15 protein-coding genes are annotated in these 17,234 nt (G+C 49.5%); 10 read left to right on the forward strand and 5 right to left on the reverse strand.

The annotated features are described in order from the left end of the window. The 4 genes from ING2E5A_RS07785 to ING2E5A_RS07800 are packed head-to-tail and all read right to left on the reverse strand — an operon-like array spanning position 1 to position 2,596. On the reverse strand, positions 1 to 822 hold the full coding sequence (locus ING2E5A_RS07785) for a ThuA domain-containing protein (RefSeq protein WP_083373422.1): 822 nt from the start codon (positions 820 to 822) through the stop codon (positions 1 to 3). A gap of 2 nt (positions 823 to 824) precedes the next feature. Next, positions 825 to 1,295 (reverse strand): preQ(1) synthase, encoded by a 471-nt coding sequence (gene queF, locus ING2E5A_RS07790; RefSeq protein ID WP_071136920.1) that lies wholly within the window; start codon positions 1,293 to 1,295, stop codon positions 825 to 827. 12 nt (positions 1,296 to 1,307) lie between these two features. Then, a complete protein-coding gene (gene queC / locus ING2E5A_RS07795; protein ID WP_071136921.1) occupies positions 1,308 to 1,982 on the reverse strand; it encodes a 7-cyano-7-deazaguanine synthase QueC in 675 nt (224 codons plus the stop codon). Between the two features lie 23 nt (positions 1,983 to 2,005). Next, complete coding sequence (locus ING2E5A_RS07800; protein ID WP_071136922.1) at positions 2,006 to 2,596, reverse strand: hypothetical protein; 591 nt, start codon at positions 2,594 to 2,596, stop codon at positions 2,006 to 2,008. 83 nt (positions 2,597 to 2,679) lie between these two features. On the opposite strand from ING2E5A_RS07800, the gene ING2E5A_RS07805 reads away from it, so the two are divergent. The 6 genes from ING2E5A_RS07805 to carB all read left to right on the forward strand — a co-directional run bounded on the left by ING2E5A_RS07805 (position 2,680) and on the right by carB (position 11,780). Next, the gene (locus ING2E5A_RS07805; RefSeq protein ID WP_071136923.1) at positions 2,680 to 3,471 is read left to right on the forward strand and encodes a DUF4382 domain-containing protein; all 792 of its coding nucleotides are present in this window, start codon (positions 2,680 to 2,682) and stop codon (positions 3,469 to 3,471) included. A gap of 136 nt (positions 3,472 to 3,607) precedes the next feature. Then, positions 3,608 to 4,120 carry an SPOR domain-containing protein gene (locus ING2E5A_RS07810; RefSeq protein WP_071136924.1) on the forward strand — a complete coding sequence of 171 codons (513 nt, stop codon included), beginning with the start codon at positions 3,608 to 3,610 and terminating at the stop codon, positions 4,118 to 4,120. A 183-nt stretch (positions 4,121 to 4,303) separates the two neighbouring features. Next, complete coding sequence (locus ING2E5A_RS07815) at positions 4,304 to 5,062, forward strand: MBL fold metallo-hydrolase (RefSeq protein WP_071138267.1); 759 nt, start codon at positions 4,304 to 4,306, stop codon at positions 5,060 to 5,062. Positions 5,063 to 5,277: 215 nt separating this feature from the next. After that, positions 5,278 to 6,603, forward strand: a complete 1,326-nt coding sequence (locus ING2E5A_RS07820) for a hypothetical protein (protein WP_071136925.1) — start codon at positions 5,278 to 5,280, stop codon at positions 6,601 to 6,603. A gap of 111 nt (positions 6,604 to 6,714) precedes the next feature. Further along, positions 6,715 to 8,289, forward strand: a complete 1,575-nt coding sequence (locus ING2E5A_RS07825; protein ID WP_071136926.1) for an OmpP1/FadL family transporter — start codon at positions 6,715 to 6,717, stop codon at positions 8,287 to 8,289. 278 nt (positions 8,290 to 8,567) lie between these two features. Further along, on the forward strand, positions 8,568 to 11,780 hold the full coding sequence (gene carB / locus ING2E5A_RS07830; protein ID WP_071136927.1) for a carbamoyl-phosphate synthase (glutamine-hydrolyzing) large subunit: 3,213 nt from the start codon (positions 8,568 to 8,570) through the stop codon (positions 11,778 to 11,780). Between the two features lie 15 nt (positions 11,781 to 11,795). Here carB and ING2E5A_RS07835 read toward each other — a convergent pair whose 3' ends face one another. Then, complete coding sequence (locus ING2E5A_RS07835) at positions 11,796 to 12,548, reverse strand: RNA methyltransferase (RefSeq protein ID WP_071136928.1); 753 nt, start codon at positions 12,546 to 12,548, stop codon at positions 11,796 to 11,798. Between the two features lie 172 nt (positions 12,549 to 12,720). Between ING2E5A_RS07835 and ING2E5A_RS07840 the strand changes: the two genes are divergently transcribed. The 4 genes from ING2E5A_RS07840 to ING2E5A_RS07855 all read left to right on the forward strand — a co-directional run bounded on the left by ING2E5A_RS07840 (position 12,721) and on the right by ING2E5A_RS07855 (position 17,122). Continuing rightward, positions 12,721 to 14,745, forward strand: coding sequence for a transketolase family protein (locus ING2E5A_RS07840; RefSeq protein WP_071136929.1), 2,025 nt, complete (start codon positions 12,721 to 12,723; stop codon positions 14,743 to 14,745). 69 nt (positions 14,746 to 14,814) lie between these two features. After that, entirely contained in the window at positions 14,815 to 15,267 is a 453-nt protein-coding gene (locus ING2E5A_RS07845; RefSeq protein ID WP_071138268.1) for an RpiB/LacA/LacB family sugar-phosphate isomerase, read from the forward strand. Positions 15,268 to 15,294: 27 nt separating this feature from the next. Beyond that, the gene (locus ING2E5A_RS07850; RefSeq protein ID WP_231960358.1) at positions 15,295 to 16,098 is read left to right on the forward strand and encodes a glycoside hydrolase family 25 protein; all 804 of its coding nucleotides are present in this window, start codon (positions 15,295 to 15,297) and stop codon (positions 16,096 to 16,098) included. A gap of 4 nt (positions 16,099 to 16,102) precedes the next feature. Then, entirely contained in the window at positions 16,103 to 17,122 is a 1,020-nt protein-coding gene (locus ING2E5A_RS07855; RefSeq protein WP_071136931.1) for a S41 family peptidase, read from the forward strand. Positions 17,123 to 17,234: the final 112 nt, after the last annotated feature.

Below are 17,234 nucleotides of genomic sequence, written 5' to 3' on the forward strand. Positions count from 1 at the left end.
TCATTTATAGATGGGGGTGATCCACTTCTCTTTCGGCTGGTATTTGCTTTCCGCAGCCCATCGGATTCCCCGTTTTTGGATCTCCAGGGCCTGCGGGACGTTGAAATCGGCCATCACGTGTCCCAGTGAAGAGTAGAAGATCCGTCCGTTCCCATAATACTTCTTCCATACAACCGGTACAATGCATCCATCGATCCAGGAGGCGTGTTCCCCGGTGAAGGCCGTAGTGGCAAGCACCTTTACGTTGGGATCCACGTGCACGTAGTACTGCTCGGAGTGCATGTCAAAATCGTTCAATCCCCGGGTTACCTCATCCTTGCGATCGGTAATCCTTACCCGGTAATCGATCACTCCTCCCGGATGTGCTACCCATTGCCCGCCTACCATAAACTGGTATTCGGTGTTCTCCCGGAATGAGTCTCCAATGCCTCCATGCCAGCCTGCGAAGCCACATCCGTTAGTGACGGCCTCCAATAACCCCTTCTCCTGCTCGCCGGAGATCTTGGCCATCGTGACAATCTGAACGATAAGATCGAGCGAATCCATCAGCTGCTTGTCGGTATAGGAATCGAGACTGTCTGAAAGAATCACCTCCGCACCTTCTGACCGGAGCCATGGAACGAAGATATCTACCGACTGCTTGGGCTCATGACCGTCCCAGCCGCCATAAAGGTACAACACCCTCTTTCCTTTCAAGGTTGTTTTTTCTTCCGGTTTGGAAACTACTTTTTGCGCCAATGTGTTTTCTGGCAGCAGAATGGAACCAACACCCAATGCAACGGATGCCTGGATGAACTTACGTCGTGACAAGTAATTTTTCATATTCATGGTCTATTTATGGGAATTGAATGGTTGAATAGCCTTTGTTCGGCGAACTTCTCGTAACGTGTACCGGGACGGCCATAATTGGCATAGGGATAGATGCTGATGCCGCCGCGCGGGGTGAAAATTCCGGTTACTTCGATATATTTCGGATCCATCAGTCCAATCAGGTCTTTCATGATGATGTTGACGCAATCTTCATGGAAGGCGCCGTGATTGCGGAAACTGAACAGGTAGATCTTCAGCGACTTGCTCTCCACCATCTTCACATCGGGAATATAATCGATCCGGATGGTTGCGAAGTCGGGCTGCCCGGTGATGGGACAGAGGCTTGTGAACTCAGGACAATCGAAAGTCACCCAGTAGTCGTTACCCTGGTGCTTGTTTTCAAATGCCTCCAGTACCTCGGGGGCATAATCCTGCCTGTATGCTGTTTTCTTGCCGAGAAGGCTTAAATTTTCAGTTTGAGACATCTTTTCGGTTGTTTAAATAGATTTACTTCTTTGATCGAGATACTCCTGCAATCCCCGGTTGCGCAGCTTGCATGCCGGACAGTGCCCGCATCCTTCGGCCTTGATTCCGTTGTAGCAGGTGAGCGTTTCGTTCCTTACAATATCGAAAACCCCAAGCTCGTCGGCAAACGCCCATACTTTTACCTTGTCCTTGTGCATCAAAGGGGTATGTATGATGAAATGTTTATCCATCGCGAGGTTGACTGTTGCATTCAACGAATGGATAAAGGTGTCCCTGCAGTCGGGATAACCGCTGTAGTCGGCTTCCGAGACGCCGGTTACCAGATGGCGGATATTTTTTGCATAGGCAATGGCCGCCGCAAACGTGATGAACAACATATTCCGTCCGGGCACAAACGTATTGGGGTATGATCCTGCCGGCTGCTCTTCATCCATGACGATGGAGGAGTCGGTCAATGAATTGGGCGAAAGTTGGGAGATCACGGAGGCATCGAGCAGCCGGAAAGAGACTTCGGCTATCTTGGCAATGTTCCTAGCAACCTCTATCTCCAGCGAGTGGCGTTGACCGTAGGAAAAACACAATGCTTCGACGTTCCTGAAGGTCTGTTTTGCCCAGAACAGACAGGTGGTAGAGTCCTGTCCTCCCGAAAAGAGGACAACCGCATCTTCGTTTTTGTAATTTGTCATCTCTATATGAATTCTATTCGTTGTTACATCATGACCGGAATCTCTCCCTGCTCAAATTTAACTGCTGGAGAGGTTGAAATATCCCTTTTGAAAGATTGGATGGCATCGTTGTTCAAGTCTGTCAGCCGTACAACCACCCGGTTTTCAAAAACATCGGCCCCAGCGCCGGCAAAACGGGCCAGGAAGGGGTGGTCGGCAGGTACAGCCGGATTACTCAGGAACTGGTCGATACGATCCATCACCTGCATCATCTCGCGGTAGGAATAGGTGCACGACTCGGTCAGAAAATCGTTGGTTCCAAGTATCGAAGCCAATACCGGGCGGTACTGTTCCGGATTTCCGACGATGCAGACCACAAATCTCCCCTCGTTGTCGATAAACGAGCCGCCATAGTAAGCCGGATAGTCGGTAGCTGCAGGCTCCTCCACTTCCCAGTTGGGATTGAAGGACGACATTAACTTGTCGTGGAGATCTCTCGACTGTTGCTCCATTTTTTCAACGACGCTCGTCGACTGCTCCTGGTTGTTGTCGGACACTTTCGCTTTCCGGTTGCACGCTGCTCCCAATGAGAGGATCAGGGCAAAAATGATGATGGCGGATATGTTATGTCTCATAATTTACAAAGGTATGCATTTTGAGAAATAAAAAGAACTATCCGTAACAACTATTCGCTATCTTTGCGACAAACAAATAACGCATGAAGGATTCTCTGACCCTCCTCTCTCTTTTACTTTTCGTGCTCTCATTCACGGGATGCGCGAATAACGATCCGAGTATCAACGCCACCCGGTTAAGGATAAATCTTACGGATGCAGCTACCCTGGTGGTGTCGGAGTTCAATGTCGACATCCAGAAGATCGAAGTTGCCACAACCGATAACACAAGCGACGAGGAAAAATGGACTACGCTCGATTTCAACGGAGGGGTGTTCGATGTGTTGCCGCTCTCTAACGGTAAGTCAAAACAGATTACCGATCAGTACTTCCCGGCCGGTGTGATGCGGAAGATCAAAATCACGTTCGGAAATAACTCCACCCTTGCCACCTCAACCGGAGTCAAGCCTCTTGTCTTGGATCCCGAAGTAAAGGATGGGGTTGTGGTAGAGGTCAATACCAACCTCTACGCCAATTATGTCACCAGCATCATGGTGGATATCAATGCGGCACTCTCATTCTACGAACTGAACGGAAATTATTTCTTTAAGCCGGTGCTGCGGGTTTTCCCCGAAACGTTCGGCGGTTCGCTGAAAGGATATGCCTTGCCTCTTGAGGCTGCACCGGTAGTAGTCATTGTAAAGGACGAGGATACGCTGCTTACCCTTCCGGAAAGAAGCGACGGGATGTTTCTCTTCAAGGGATTGAAGGAGGGAGACTGGAAAATATTGGTCTATTCAACCACCGACCTGGGTTACCGCGACACCCTTTTTGTCGATACCGTCTTTACCGGCAAGACACGGGAGTTGAAATCGAAGATTGTGCTGAAGAGATAATCTCGGGCACACTTACTGCAGTCCATCAAGATGTTTTTAACATTTTAATTTATTTTCACATCTGTAGGAGTCATATTCATTTACTTATTTCTATCTTTGTTTTCAGTTTGGTATTCGAACAATAAAACAGAGACACATGAAAAGATCGATCTATTTGTTGATGGCACTTTCAGCCACATTGGTTTTAGCCATTTCCTGTAAACCGAAACAAAGTGCTTACAAGCAGGTATATGAAGCCGCCAAGGAAAGAGAAATGCAGCAGACGGCATCACAGCCTACCGTAGTTAAAGATGCTGCCACATTGCCTCCGGTTGAAGTGTCGGTGAGAAAAGAGAAGGTTGAACCCGTTCTTGCTTCTGATGCTGCCAATTTGAAGAAATATAGTGTAGTCATTGCATCGTTAAGTGTTAAGCTGAATGCCGAATCGTTGAAAACCAGGATGCAGAACGAAGGCTATCCGGTGATTCTGGCCGAAAACGAACAGGGCATGTACAGGGTTATTGTTGCAAGTTATGACGACAGGGCCGCAGCAGCCGCTAAGCGTGACGAGATCTACAGGAAATATTCTGCCCTCGGCAATACCGACTATCTGAGGAAAACTTACGGAGTGCCTTTCAACGACCTCTGGATTCTGGAGAGACAGTATTGATAAAAGGCGAATGACCGGGTCGCCGGTTACGATAAACAGACAGTAGAGGGGGTGTATCACAAAGTGATTTCACCCTCTTTATTTTAAGATACTCAACTTTTGCAAACTCTTTTCCGGTTCTTGTGTGTCAACGACGGGGTGTTAGCAGGCGAGCGACAGTTGGGTGGCATTTATAGCAATAAGATGAAAGTACGGTTTTTAGGCACGGGAACATCTACCGGCGTACCACAAATCGGGTGCAACTGTAGCGTCTGTAGGTCGTCCGATGCCAGGGATAAAAGGTTACGCTGCTCCGTCCTGGTTGAAACGGACGGTTCGCAAATCATCATCGACTGTACACCCGACTTCAGGCAGCAGATGATGGAGCTCCCTTTCCGGAAGATCGACGGACTGCTAATAACCCATGAACATTACGATCATGTGGGGGGACTGGATGATTTGAGGCCTTTCTGTCGATTTGGCACCGTTGAGGTGTTTGCAGAGCCTAAGGTGAAGAATGCGTTGATGCAGCGGATGCCATACTGTTTTGGAGAGAACCGCTATTCAGGTGTTCCCGATATCCGGTTACGAACGATCTACAATCTTCTCCCCTTCAGGGTAAACGATACGGAGGTGATTCCCATTCGCGTGCTACACTACAAACTGCCTATTGTTGGTTTCAGGATCAAGAATTTTGCCTACCTTACCGACGTGAAGCAGCTGCCCGACGAGGAACTCCCCAAACTTGAAGGTCTCGATATTCTGGTGGTGAGCGCGCTGCGTGAAGAGAGACACCTGTCGCATCAGACACTGGCGGAGGCCATTTCGCTTGCAAAAGCCATTGGGGCGCAAAAAACCTACTTTACCCATATGAGTCACCAGATCGGCTTGCATCAGGTAATCAGCCGGAAATTGCCCCCCTCCTTCGCATTCGCTTATGACGGATTGGAGTTGATACTGTAAAAAAAAGGAGTTTTTGGTTTTTTTAACTACATTGAGTGCAGCGTTTTTTGACCACACGCCATCTTTAGTGTAAACAAACCGGTGGTTTGATGGTTAATTTTACTACATTTGTGGATCTCAATAGAGTGTCGGGTTAAACCTGACGAATGATTTTCTGTCAAATAGAGCGGAACAGATTATAAGCAACCAAACAAACAAAAATAGAGGGAAAAGCTATGAAAACTAAAAACGTAATACTTTCAGGCTTGTTGGTCCTGGCTCCTGTTATAGGCTTTGCCCAGGAGTGGGATGACATCTATGCGGATCCCGCCAAGAAAACGGCAACCCTTCAGGTTCAGAAGAAAGAGGAACCTCAGAAAAAGAAAATTGTTGTTGTAGAGGGGAAAGCCGACAATATGGAGATTCGCGCCAACGGGCGTGATATCGACGAATACAATCGTCGTGGCCAGTATGATCAGGCCGAAAACGATACAGTAGATGTTGAAGGTACCGACTACCAGCAATATGAATATACCGACAGGATAATCAAGTACCACGATCCGGCATCAAGCATCAAGATCACCGGTGCGGATGAAGTTACCGTCTACGTGGGTGACGATATCTATGCCGATTATTACGAGAGCCGTGCATGGGGTCCCAATATCTATTTAGGCATGGGGTGGGGTTGGAGCAGTTTCTATCCATGGTACGACCCATGGTATGATCCCTGGTACTACGGATGGGGATACCCCTATTACAGCCGTTGGTACAGCCCGTGGTATTATAGCCGCTGGTACAGTCCCTGGTACTACGGATGGCATTCGCCCTGGTACTCTCCCTGGTACTATTCCGCATTCTACGATCCTTGGTATTATGGTTACGGCGGATGGTACGGTGGTGGATATTACAGGGGATTCCACGACGGATATTACTCGGGGTTGAGCTCAAACCGTTCAGGCAGGAGCAGCGGTGTCTACAGGACAAGTTCGGCCAACCTCTCTGGCAGGTCATCCCTGGCCAGTGTGGGTAGAGCCTCCAGTGCTACTGCAAGACGTTCGTCGGCAAGCGATGCTGTAAGAAGTTCTTCGACCAGAAGTTCCTCGGTAAACAACAGAGGTGCATCAACATCGTCGAGGACCAGAATTATCGATAGCAACGGTAGGGTCTACGATGCCCGTTCGGGGCAGGTCATCAACCGGAGCTCATCTGTAACCCGCTCATCCAACCTGGGTACAACCAGTACCGTCTCAAGAGATATGAACAGCAGGAGCAGTAGTCTAAACCGGTACGAAAGCAGTTCCGGAAACCGGAGCAATACCTATACCAGGCCGTCAAGCACTACAAGCTCAAGCAGGAGTAGTACCTACTCCACATCTTCGGGCAACAGCTCTTCACGAAGCAGCTCCTACTCGACGCCTAGCAGAAGTTCGAGCTCCGGATCAAGCTCCAGCCGATCTTCATCATATAGCTCTCCGTCCTCCAGCTCATCCAGCAGAAGTTATTCTGTAGGATCATCCAGCAGTGGAAGCAGCGGACGCAGTAGCGGTGGAGGTCGCCGTTAATCCGAAATAACGAAGAATGATGACTGCTTCACAGAATCTCAGAAGGGGTTTATTTGAGGCAGTCATTTTTTGTCCGGTCAATTCGTGAAACCAATATAAAAACCATATAAGATGAAAAAAATAGCATATCTTCTATTCTCATTTGCTTTTATTGCACACTATGCCTTTTCGCAGGGTGAGGTGGAGGCTTTGAAATATTCCCGGACCGAACTTTTCGGCACGGCCCGCTCCATGGCGATGGGCAATGCTTTCGGTGCGCTGGGAGGCGACATCACTGCCCTCTCCATCAATCCGGCGGGAGTCGCTGTTTATAGGAGTTCGGAGGTGGTGGGCACATTCGGATTTCAACAAAACAGCGCCAAGGTGGGCGATATCTCCGAGAAGGTAAACGATTTCAACCTGCATAACATGGGTTTTGTCGGCTACTTCCCCTTGAGGAATGATGTGATGCCCATGATCAATTTTGGGTTTTCGTACAACAAGCAAAAAACATTCAACAACGAGACCCGTGCTATTGGCACTGCCCGCAGCACCATGCTGGAATACATTGCCGACAGGAGTTACGGGGTCGACTCCAGGTTGTTGGAGATGGGAGATAACCTGCCTGATCCGTTCATCGATCAGCCGTGGCTCTCCGTGCTGGGTTTCAATGCCTGGTTGATTAACGACTTTCAGGCCGAGGATGGCACATTCTATTATGAACCGCTGGATACCAGGGGGGAAACGGCCATACAGGAGATCAGGTCGTCCGAGAGGGGCTATATCGACAGTTATGATTTTACGATAGGTACAACCATCAACAATGTCCTGAATATTGGACTTGCCCTGAACATTTCCGACATCCACCACTCACTCTACACCGATTTTCTGGAAGATTTCAACAGCGGCGGTTATACGTTGAACAATGAGATCGTCACAAACGGTGCCGGTGTAGGTGCGAAGCTGGGTGTGATCTACCGTCCTGTAAATGCATTCAGGTTTGGACTTGCCTACCATACTCCTACCTGGTACTCCATGTCCGAGATCTATCAGGCCAGGATCGATGACGACCTGGCTGCTTACATCGACGATCCGGACTATGAAAAAGGGTGGGTCAACTCTGCCAAGTTCACCAATCGTTACGACCTGAAGACTCCAGGCAAGTTGGTGTTGAGCGGCGCCACTGTATTGGGCAGCAATTTTATCTTCAGTGTCGATTACGAAGTGATGAATTACAAGCAGATGAAGCTGGGTGTTCCATCCGTCAGCTATGGCAGCAAGGAGTGGTATGATATCGATAACGGATACATCAAGAAGGATTTCAAGACGGCATCGACAGTCAGGTTAGGAACTGAATACCGCTTTACTCCGCAGTTTTACGGCAGACTGGGTTATGCATGGATGCAGAACCCGTACAACACCGAATTCTCAAAGGCGGGTGATGCAGCAGTCTCCGGATCAAACACCATTTACAGGATGGAGGGAGATACCCACTATGTCACCGGAGGTTTGGGATACCGTTTCAACCGTAATTTCTATGCCGATCTGGCGGTGGTTTACCAGACACAGAAGGATCAACTCTATCCATTCCCCAACCTCTATACCTATAACGGTGACACAAGAGGTGATCTGGTGATCGACGCCTCTCCTTTCGACCTGAAGAACAAGTCGGTAAGAGGACTGTTAACGCTGGGATACAAGTTCTAACCAACTCATGTACATACTTTCAGAACCGGACAGTCGCTATTGGACTGTCCGGTTTTTTTATTCCCCTTTCTTGAGAAGGCGCCCGCTGGATATGGAATAACTGGGACGATCTGGCACGAATTGGCCGTAAAGGGGCAGAATTAGGCTATTTTTGTGTATTTTTGCAATTGCCGTAATTTTATGGAGAAACTGCAGGATTCTCTCTCCGGAGCCCGTTGGCAAAGTGATCCGTGAAATCGGGCATTAAACAGATTCAGAAGATTAGCATAAATATAGACATGGACAAATCAATTAAAAAAGTTATCTTGCTGGGTTCGGGAGCGTTGAAGATCGGACAGGCAGGTGAATTCGACTATTCGGGATCGCAGGCGTTAAAGGCATTGAGAGAGGAGGGAATAGAGACCGTTCTCATCAATCCGAACATCGCCACAATTCAGACCTCTGAAGGGGTGGCAGACAGGGTCTATTTCCTTCCGATCACCCCATTCTTTGTTGAACAGGTAATCAAGAAAGAGGGACCCGACGGTATCCTGCTGGCGTTTGGCGGCCAGACGGCACTGAACTGCGGTACTGAACTCTATCAGCGAGGTGTGCTCGAGAAGTATGATGTAAAGGTACTGGGCACCTCGGTAGAAGCGATCATGATTACCGAAGATCGTGACCTTTTTGTAAGGAAACTCAATGAGATCGATGCCAAGACACCGGTCTCGCAGGCGGTGGAAAACATGGAGGATGCACTGAAAGCTGCCCGGGCGATAGGCTTTCCCGTAATGGTACGATCGGCCTATGCGTTGGGGGGACTGGGATCGGGAATCTGCACCAACGAACAGGAGTTTGTCGCACTTTGCGAAAGTGCCCTTTCGTTCTCGAAACAGATTCTGGTGGAAGAGAGCCTGAAAGGCTGGAAAGAGATCGAGTTTGAGGTTATCCGCGACAAGAACGATCACTGTTTCACCGTGGTTCCCATGGAGAATTTCGATCCGCTAGGAATCCATACCGGGGAGAGCATCGTTGTGGCTCCCATCATTACCCTCTCCAAGGAACAGATCTCGCTGCTGGAAGATATCGCACGCCGTGTGGTACGACATATCGGCATTGTGGGTGAGTGCAACATCCAATACGCCTTCAATGTGGAGACCAACGATTACCGCATTATCGAGATCAATGCCCGGTTGAGCCGTTCATCGGCTCTGGCCTCCAAAGCGTCCGGATACCCGCTGGCTTTTGTGGCGACCAAACTGGCACTGGGCTATTCGCTCGACCAGATCGGCGAGATGGGCACGCCCAATTCGGCCTATGTGGCCCCGAAGGTCGACTATATGATCGTGAAGATTCCCCGCTGGGACCTCTCCAAATTTGCCGGGGTGAGCCGCGAGATCGGTTCATCCATGAAGTCGGTGGGGGAGATCATGTCCATTGGGCGGTCGTTTGAAGAGATTATCCAGAAAGGATTGCGTATGATCGGGCAGGGGATGCACGGCTTCGTCGGCAACCGCGACCTCACCTTCGACAATGTAGAAGAGGCGCTCGCCAACCCTACCGACCTGCGCATCTTTGCCATTGCCTACGCTTTTGAAAAGGGCTATACGGTAGACCAGATCGAAGCACTTACCAGGATCGACAAATGGTTTCTCCAGAAGTTGGAGAATATCTACAGCTATACACATGTACTCTCCAGTTACAACAAGATCGAGGAGCTGCCGAGGGAGGTGATGGCTGAAGCGAAAAGACTGGGATTCTCAGATTTCCAGATCGCCCGGTATGTGGAGAATCCGCAAGGAACGATGGAGCATGAACTGATCCGTGTGCGTGAGTGGCGGAAAAAGCTCAATGTGTTGCCCTCGGTACAACGTATCAACACGGTAGCGTCGGAGAACCCCGAAAAGACCAACTACCTCTATTTTACCTACGGATCGGAGCGCTCCTACAAGCCGGTGAAGTCGGAAAAGGAGACAATCATCGTACTGGGTTCCGGAGCATACCGAATCGGGTCGTCGGTAGAGTTCGACTGGTGTTCGGTAAATGCGGTGGAGACTGCGCGGAAGCTGGGGTATGAATCGGTAATGATCAATTATAACCCCGAAACGGTATCAACCGATTACGACATGTGCGACAGGCTCTATTTCGACGAACTCTCGTTCGAACGTACGCTCGATGTTGTTGACGTGGAGAGCCCAAAAGGGGTGATCGTCTCGGTGGGTGGCCAGATCCCTAACAACCTGGCGATGAAACTGCACCGCCAGCAGGTGCCCATACTGGGGACATCACCCGAATCGATAGACCGGGCAGAGAACCGGCACAAATTTTCTGCCATGCTCGACCGGCTGGGTATCGACCAGCCACGGTGGAAAGAGCTTTCGAGTTATGATGAGGTGGACAAGTTCGTGGAAGAGGTAGGATTTCCCGTACTGATCCGTCCCTCCTACGTGCTCTCGGGGGCTGCCATGAACGTCTGCTACGATAAGGAGCAGATGCACCGCTTCCTGGAACTGGCAGCCAACGTATCCAAGGAGTATCCCGTGGTAGTTTCGGTATTCATGCAGAACGCCAAGGAGGTGGAGATGGATGCCGTGGCAAAGGAGGGCGAAATTGTGGAATATGCCATTTCGGAACATGTGGAGTTTGCCGGAGTCCATTCGGGCGATGCCACACTGGTTTTCCCGGCACAGAAGATCTACTTCGAGACGATGCGCCGCATCAAGAAAATATCGCGGCAGATCGCCAGGGAGCTGAATATCAGCGGGCCGTTCAATATCCAGTTCCTGGCCAAGAACAACGAGATAAAGGTGATTGAGTGCAACCTGCGTGCCTCGCGCTCATTCCCGTTTGTATCCAAGGTGATCAAGCGCAATTTTATCGACACGGCAACCCGTGTGATGCTGGGAGCCCCCTACAGTAAACCGGACGAAACGGTTTTCGATCTCGAGCATATTGGTGTGAAATCGCCTCAATTCTCCTATTCCCGTCTGCAGAAGTTTGACCCCATCCTCGGTGTGGATATGGCGTCGACAGGTGAAGTGGGCTGTATCGGTGACGATTTCAACGAGGCTATCCTGAAATCGATGCTGTCGGTAGGATACCGCATTCCGAAGAGAGGCATCCTTATCTCGTCGGGCGAAGTGAAATCGAAAGTGGATCTGCTGGAAGCCTGCAAGCTGCTTTATGCCAAGGGATACAAATTATACGCAAGTCACGGGACACGGCAATTCCTGGCCGACAACGGTGTGGAGGCGGTCGATGTAAACTGGCCGGATGAAGGGGGTGAGCACAACATCCAGGAGATGATTACACACAACAAGTTCGACCTGATTATCAATATTCCGAAGGATATTACCCGGCGTGAACTGACCAACGGTTACATTATCCGGCGCACCGCGGTTGATTTTAACGTTCCGCTTATCACCAACGCAAGGTTGGCATCGGCTTTCATCACTGCTTTCTGCACGATGGGTGAGGAGCAGCTGAAGATAAAGAGCTGGCAGGAGTATTGAACCGTAGCGGAAAGTTCAACCCCGTCTTCTGAACTCGGAACAGACAATGGCTGCAGCTACGGCCACATTCAATGATTCGGAGGTGCGGGAGTCGGCAGGATAATTGGGAATAAAGAGTTTATGGGTGACGAGTTGCCGGATATCGGGAGAGATTCCGTTCCCCTCGTTGCCCATTACTATGAATCCGCTCCCGGCCAGTGTTGAACTGTAGATGTTTTCACCCTCCAGGAAGGTGCCGTAGACGGGTAGTGTGCGGTTCTTTGCCAGGAACTCCTTCAAGGGGAGGTAGTGAACGTTGACCCGCGCGATTGCACCCATGGTCGCCTGTACGGTTTTCGGATTAAAAACGTCGGCGCTGTCGGGCGAACAGAAAATATGCTCAATGCCGAACCAGTCGCACAGCCTGACAATGGTACCCATATTGCCGGGGTCCTGGATTGCGTCGAGGACCATATGGAGCTTTCCCTCTAGCTTGATCTCGCCGACAACCTGTCTGGGCTGATGGAAGACCCCTATCAGTTGGGGTACGGTTTTCAGGTTGGAGGCCTTCTTCAACTCCTCGTGAGAGGCGATAACAATCTCTTCTGCCGACCAAGGGGAGATATCACTCAATACCTCCGGTAATCCGGCCAGCAATTGACACCGGCAGTTGCCCAGCAGATCGGTCACCAGTTTCCTGCCCTCGGCAACGAACAGGCCATGCTCATTCCGGTGCTTCTTTTCGCCCAGCGAGTGAATCAGTTTTATCTTGTTTTTGCTTAATGCCATCTTCTGCTCTCTTGGAGAGAACAAAGGTAGTTAATAAATTAAAAGAGTCAAATAACCACTAAATGATGTCAATTTTCTCATCCCTTTGTTTTTAAAAAAACGTATCTTTGTGACAGAAGTTACATCGTGAAAAATCGGTTGAAAACTGACACAATTAATATTTTCTAATCTTATGAATGATAATGCACTAATGAAGAAAGCGGCCGATAATATCCGTATATTGTCGGCAGCTATGGTAGAAAAAGCAAAATCGGGACATCCTGGAGGCCCCATGGGTGGTGCCGATTTTATCAACGTTCTTTACAGCGAATTTCTGGAGTATGATCCCGATAATCCCAGCTGGGAAGGACGTGACCGTTTCTTTCTCGATGCGGGACACATGTCGCCTATGTTCTATTCGGTCTTGAGCCTGGCAGGCAAGTTCTCGATTGATGAGATCAAGGCATTCCGTCAATGGGGCAGCCCCACACCGGGTCACCCGGAACGGGATGTTGAACGTGGAATAGAAAACACCTCAGGCCCCCTCGGACAGGGACATGCCTATGGCGCCGGAGCCGCAGTGGCTGCTAAATTTCTGAAAGCACGCCTCGGCGATGTTATCGATCACACCATATACGCATATATCACGGATGGAGGTATCCAGGAAGAGATATCGCAGGGAGTGGGCCGGATTGCTGGTCACCTCGGACTGGATAATCTGATCATGTTCTACGACTCCAACAACATCCAGCTCTCCACTACTACCAATGCGGTAACCAGTGAAGATGTGGCCAAAAAGTATGAGGCGTGGAACTGGAAAGTGATCACCATCGATGGAAATAATGTGGATGAGATCCGGAGAGCACTGAACGAAGCCAAGGCAGAGAAGGAGCGTCCTACACTGATCATCGGAAATACCGTAATGGGACGTGGTGCCGTGAAGGCAGACTTGACATCGTTCGAACATCAGATCTCTACCCATGGCCAGCCCTTGAGCGCCGCAGGTGCAGATTTTGCACAAACCGTAAAGAATCTGGGAGGAGATCCGGAAGATCCGTTTGTTATCTTCCCCGAGGTTGCGGAACTGTATGCCAAACGAAGAGAAGAGCTCAAGGCTATCGTTGCCGCCAAGAAGGCAAAACATGATGAATGGGCTAAAAATAACCCGGAACTGGCCGAAAAGAAGCGGAAATGGTTTGCAAGGGAATTGCCTGAGATCGATTGGGCATCAATCGTACAGAAACCCGATAACGCTACACGTGCGGCATCGGCAGCCGTACTGAGTGTCCTGGCCCAGAAAGTAGAAAACATGATCGTTGCTTCGGCCGACCTGTCCAACTCCGATAAAACGGATGGATTCCTGAAACATACCAAGGCTTTCGTGAAGAACGACTTCTCCGGCGCCTTCTTCCAGGCTGGGGTAGCCGAGTTCACCCTGGCTGCCATGTGCATCGGGATGAGTCTGCATGGGGGAGTAATTCCTGCCTGCGGAACCTTCTTTGCTTTTTCAGACTACATGAAGCCGGCGATACGTGTAGCCGCCCTGATGGGAACACCTGTCATCTTCATCTGGACACACGACGCTTTCCGCGTCGGCGAGGATGGTCCTACGCATCAACCCGTTGAACAGGAAGCACAGATCCGACTGTTGGAGAAACTGCAGAACCACCACGGAAAAAATTCGATGCTTGTCCTGCGTCCCGCAGATGTGCATGAAACCACGGTTGCATGGAAGATGGCAATGGAGAACGGAGATACTCCTACCGGCCTGATCCTGTCGAGACAGAACATCAAGGATCTACCGGCGACAGGTTCGCGTTATGAGGCAGCTTTGCAGTCGGAAAAAGGAGCCTACGTGGTGCAGGATGAGGAGAACTACGACGTGATTCTGCTTGCATCCGGATCTGAAGTCTCCACGCTCGTGGAGGGGGCAGAACTGCTGAAAGCCGACGGTATCAAATCGCGGATCGTATCTGTACCGTCCGAAGGGTTGTTCCGCAGCCAATCTGTTGAATACCAGGAATCGGTTTTACCGAAGGGCAAGCCGAAATTCGGTCTGACAGCCGGACTTCCCGTAACTTTGGAAGGACTGGTAGGTGCCGACGGCAAGGTATGGGGATTGAACTCCTTCGGTTACTCGGCTCCCTATAAGGTGCTGGACGAAAAGCTTGGTTATACGGGCAAAAACGTATATGAGCAGGTAAAGAAATTGTGCTGATTGCTAAAATTTTCGGGTTCAAGGTTCTGTCTCAGGATCTTGAACCTGAATTTCAATACTTCGAACAAGATGTCACTATTTGATAATACTGAGAAACCCATCGGATTGGCCTCCGATCATGCCGGTTATGCAGCCAAGCAGGTTGTAATAAGGTTGTTGACTGAAAAGGGAATTCCTTTCAAGGATTTTGGAGCCTATTCGGAGGAGAGTTCAGATTATGCCGATTTCGCCCACCCGCTGGCCATTGCTGTGGAGAATGGGGAGTGTTATCCCGGAATCGCTATCTGCGGATCGGGAAACGGTATAAATATGGCAATGAACAAACATCGTAATATCCGTTCTGCACTCTGCTGGAACAGAGAGATAGCCACGCTGGCCCGTGCCCATAACGATGCCAACGTGCTGGCCTTGCCCGGAAGAATGTTGACCGAGCAGGAGATTTACGAAATTTTGGTTGCTTTCCTCAATACACCTTTTGAAGGGGGAAGGCATGAGAGAAGAGTCAACAAGATCCCTTGCTGATAAAGGGTCTGTTGAGTGTGTGAAGAGATGGCGAAAAGGAGAAGGAGAGGAAGCAACCGGAGAAAACGGCTGAAGTTGAGTAAAAAAGGACAACGGGTAATCAGGGGTACTGCCTTTGTTTTGGTTCTCCTTTTCTCCACCATCATTTATCGCTTTTTCAGCAGTTCATCGGAAGAGATCATCCACTCCTTCGACCATCCCCTATTTTCTAAAAAGTATCTAGTGCGCGGTGTGGATGTTTCGCACCACAACTCCTACATCAACTGGTCCCAGCTCCGGAAGGAGAACATCACATTTGTCTATCTCAAATCTACCGAAGGAACTAGCCATAATGACCGGGAGTATAAAAAGAATTACCGTCTGGCCCGGGAGGCCGGATTGAGGGTAGGCTCCTACCATTTTTACACCTTCGGCCGGGATGGCCAGAAACAGGCATCCCACTTTATAAGGCACTCCACATCGGAATCGGGAGATATGATTCCGGCCATTGACGTGGAACACTCCCCCTTCAACCGCCCCTGTAACGACAAGGAGTCTTACAGTAAAATGATAAGGGAGCTCAGGATCCTCGAAAATGCCCTCTTCAAGCATTATGGCAAACGTCCGGTAATCTATACCAACAAGGAGTGTTACCGGATGTATATCAAAGACAACTTCAGGGATAATCCGTTGTGGATTTGTGATCTGGACAATGAACCGGGAAGCGATTATAAGAACTGGGTAATCTGGCAATTTTCGCATAAAGGAAAAATTGCCGGTGTTGAAGAGATTATCGACCTCAATTATTACCGTCATTCCTTTGACGACTTTAAAAAAATGTTATTACCTTAGCGCAATGATTGCCAGAAAAATAAAACAGCTGTTTATCGTATCCCTCCTTCTTGCCTTTAATGCGGGATGTGACAACATGCGTTTCGATAATGATCCGCGGAGTAACTTCGATGCGCTTTGGAAGATTATCGACGAAAACTACTGTTTTTTTGAGTATAAGCAGATCGACTGGGATGCGGTGTACCGGAAGTATGGCGCAAGGGTGAAAAGCGATATGGGAAATTACGCCCTTTTCGAGCTGATGAGCGAGATGCTTTCGGAGCTGAAAGATGGACATGTAAACCTGATAGCTTCGCACGACATGTCGCGCTACTGGAACTGGAGCGAGGATTACCCCTCCAATTTCGATGCGGATATTCAGAAAAAATACCTCGGACGCGACTACTCCATTGCAGGAGGAATGTTCTACAAAATCCTGGAAGACAATGTCGGTTACATCTATTACGGCAGCTTCTCCAATGATGTGGGTGATGGAAACATGTCGCAGATACTTAGCCAGATGTCGATCTGCAAGGGCATCATCATCGATGTGCGCAATAATGGAGGGGGAAGTTTGACGAACGTGGAGCGGATCGCTTCGCGATTTTTCAACGAGAAGACGCTGGTTGGGTACATCTCTCACAAGATCGGCAAGGGACATAACGACTTTTCCGATTTTTATCCCAAGTATATAAACAGCCACGACAAGATCAGGTATCAGAAACCGGTGATGGTGCTGACCAACAGAAGTTGTTACAGTGCCACCAATGATTTTGTAAACGCCATGAAACATGCCCCCAACGCTACGATTGTGGGCGATAAGACCGGCGGTGGAAGCGGGTTGCCTTTCTCGTCGGAATTACCCAATGGCTGGTCGGTCCGTTTTTCTGCATCTCCCATGTATGACGCCAACAAACAGCACATCGAGTTCGGCATCGACCCCGATGTGCAAGTATCCATGACCGACAGTGACAAATCTAAAGGGAAAGATACCATTATCGAAAAGGCGAGAGAGCTGATCCAGTCGCAATCTGCAAGCCGCTAAGACGTTAAGCCAACACTGCTTTAACCGGCTCGGCCATTTACATTAAGATTGCCGCCTTCTACTATATGCATCCGGGATTGCAAAATACCACCATTAACATGCATAAAGAAAA

The organism is Petrimonas mucosa (genome assembly GCF_900095795.1).
GTDB lineage: Bacteria > Bacteroidota > Bacteroidia > Bacteroidales > Dysgonomonadaceae > Petrimonas > Petrimonas mucosa.

Coding starts and splice junctions, on each gene's coding strand:
- ING2E5A_RS07850 (WP_231960358.1), top strand. CDS start 15,295: ATGGCGAAAAGGAGAAGGAGAGGAAGCAACCGGAGAAAACGGCTGAAG.
- ING2E5A_RS07805 (WP_071136923.1), top strand. CDS start 2,680: ATGAAGGATTCTCTGACCCTCCTCTCTCTTTTACTTTTCGTGCTCTCA.
- queC (WP_071136921.1), bottom strand. CDS start 1,982: ATGACAAATTACAAAAACGAAGATGCGGTTGTCCTCTTTTCGGGAGGA.
- carB (WP_071136927.1), top strand. CDS start 8,568: ATGGACAAATCAATTAAAAAAGTTATCTTGCTGGGTTCGGGAGCGTTG.
- ING2E5A_RS07810 (WP_071136924.1), top strand. CDS start 3,608: ATGAAAAGATCGATCTATTTGTTGATGGCACTTTCAGCCACATTGGTT.
- ING2E5A_RS07835 (WP_071136928.1), bottom strand. CDS start 12,548: ATGGCATTAAGCAAAAACAAGATAAAACTGATTCACTCGCTGGGCGAA.
- ING2E5A_RS07825 (WP_071136926.1), top strand. CDS start 6,715: ATGAAAAAAATAGCATATCTTCTATTCTCATTTGCTTTTATTGCACAC.
- queF (WP_071136920.1), bottom strand. CDS start 1,295: ATGTCTCAAACTGAAAATTTAAGCCTTCTCGGCAAGAAAACAGCATAC.
- ING2E5A_RS07840 (WP_071136929.1), top strand. CDS start 12,721: ATGAATGATAATGCACTAATGAAGAAAGCGGCCGATAATATCCGTATA.
- ING2E5A_RS07815 (WP_071138267.1), top strand. CDS start 4,304: ATGAAAGTACGGTTTTTAGGCACGGGAACATCTACCGGCGTACCACAA.
- ING2E5A_RS07820 (WP_071136925.1), top strand. CDS start 5,278: ATGAAAACTAAAAACGTAATACTTTCAGGCTTGTTGGTCCTGGCTCCT.
- ING2E5A_RS07785 (WP_083373422.1), bottom strand. CDS start 822: ATGAAAAATTACTTGTCACGACGTAAGTTCATCCAGGCATCCGTTGCA.
- ING2E5A_RS07800 (WP_071136922.1), bottom strand. CDS start 2,596: ATGAGACATAACATATCCGCCATCATCATTTTTGCCCTGATCCTCTCA.
- ING2E5A_RS07855 (WP_071136931.1), top strand. CDS start 16,103: ATGATTGCCAGAAAAATAAAACAGCTGTTTATCGTATCCCTCCTTCTT.
- ING2E5A_RS07845 (WP_071138268.1), top strand. CDS start 14,815: ATGTCACTATTTGATAATACTGAGAAACCCATCGGATTGGCCTCCGAT.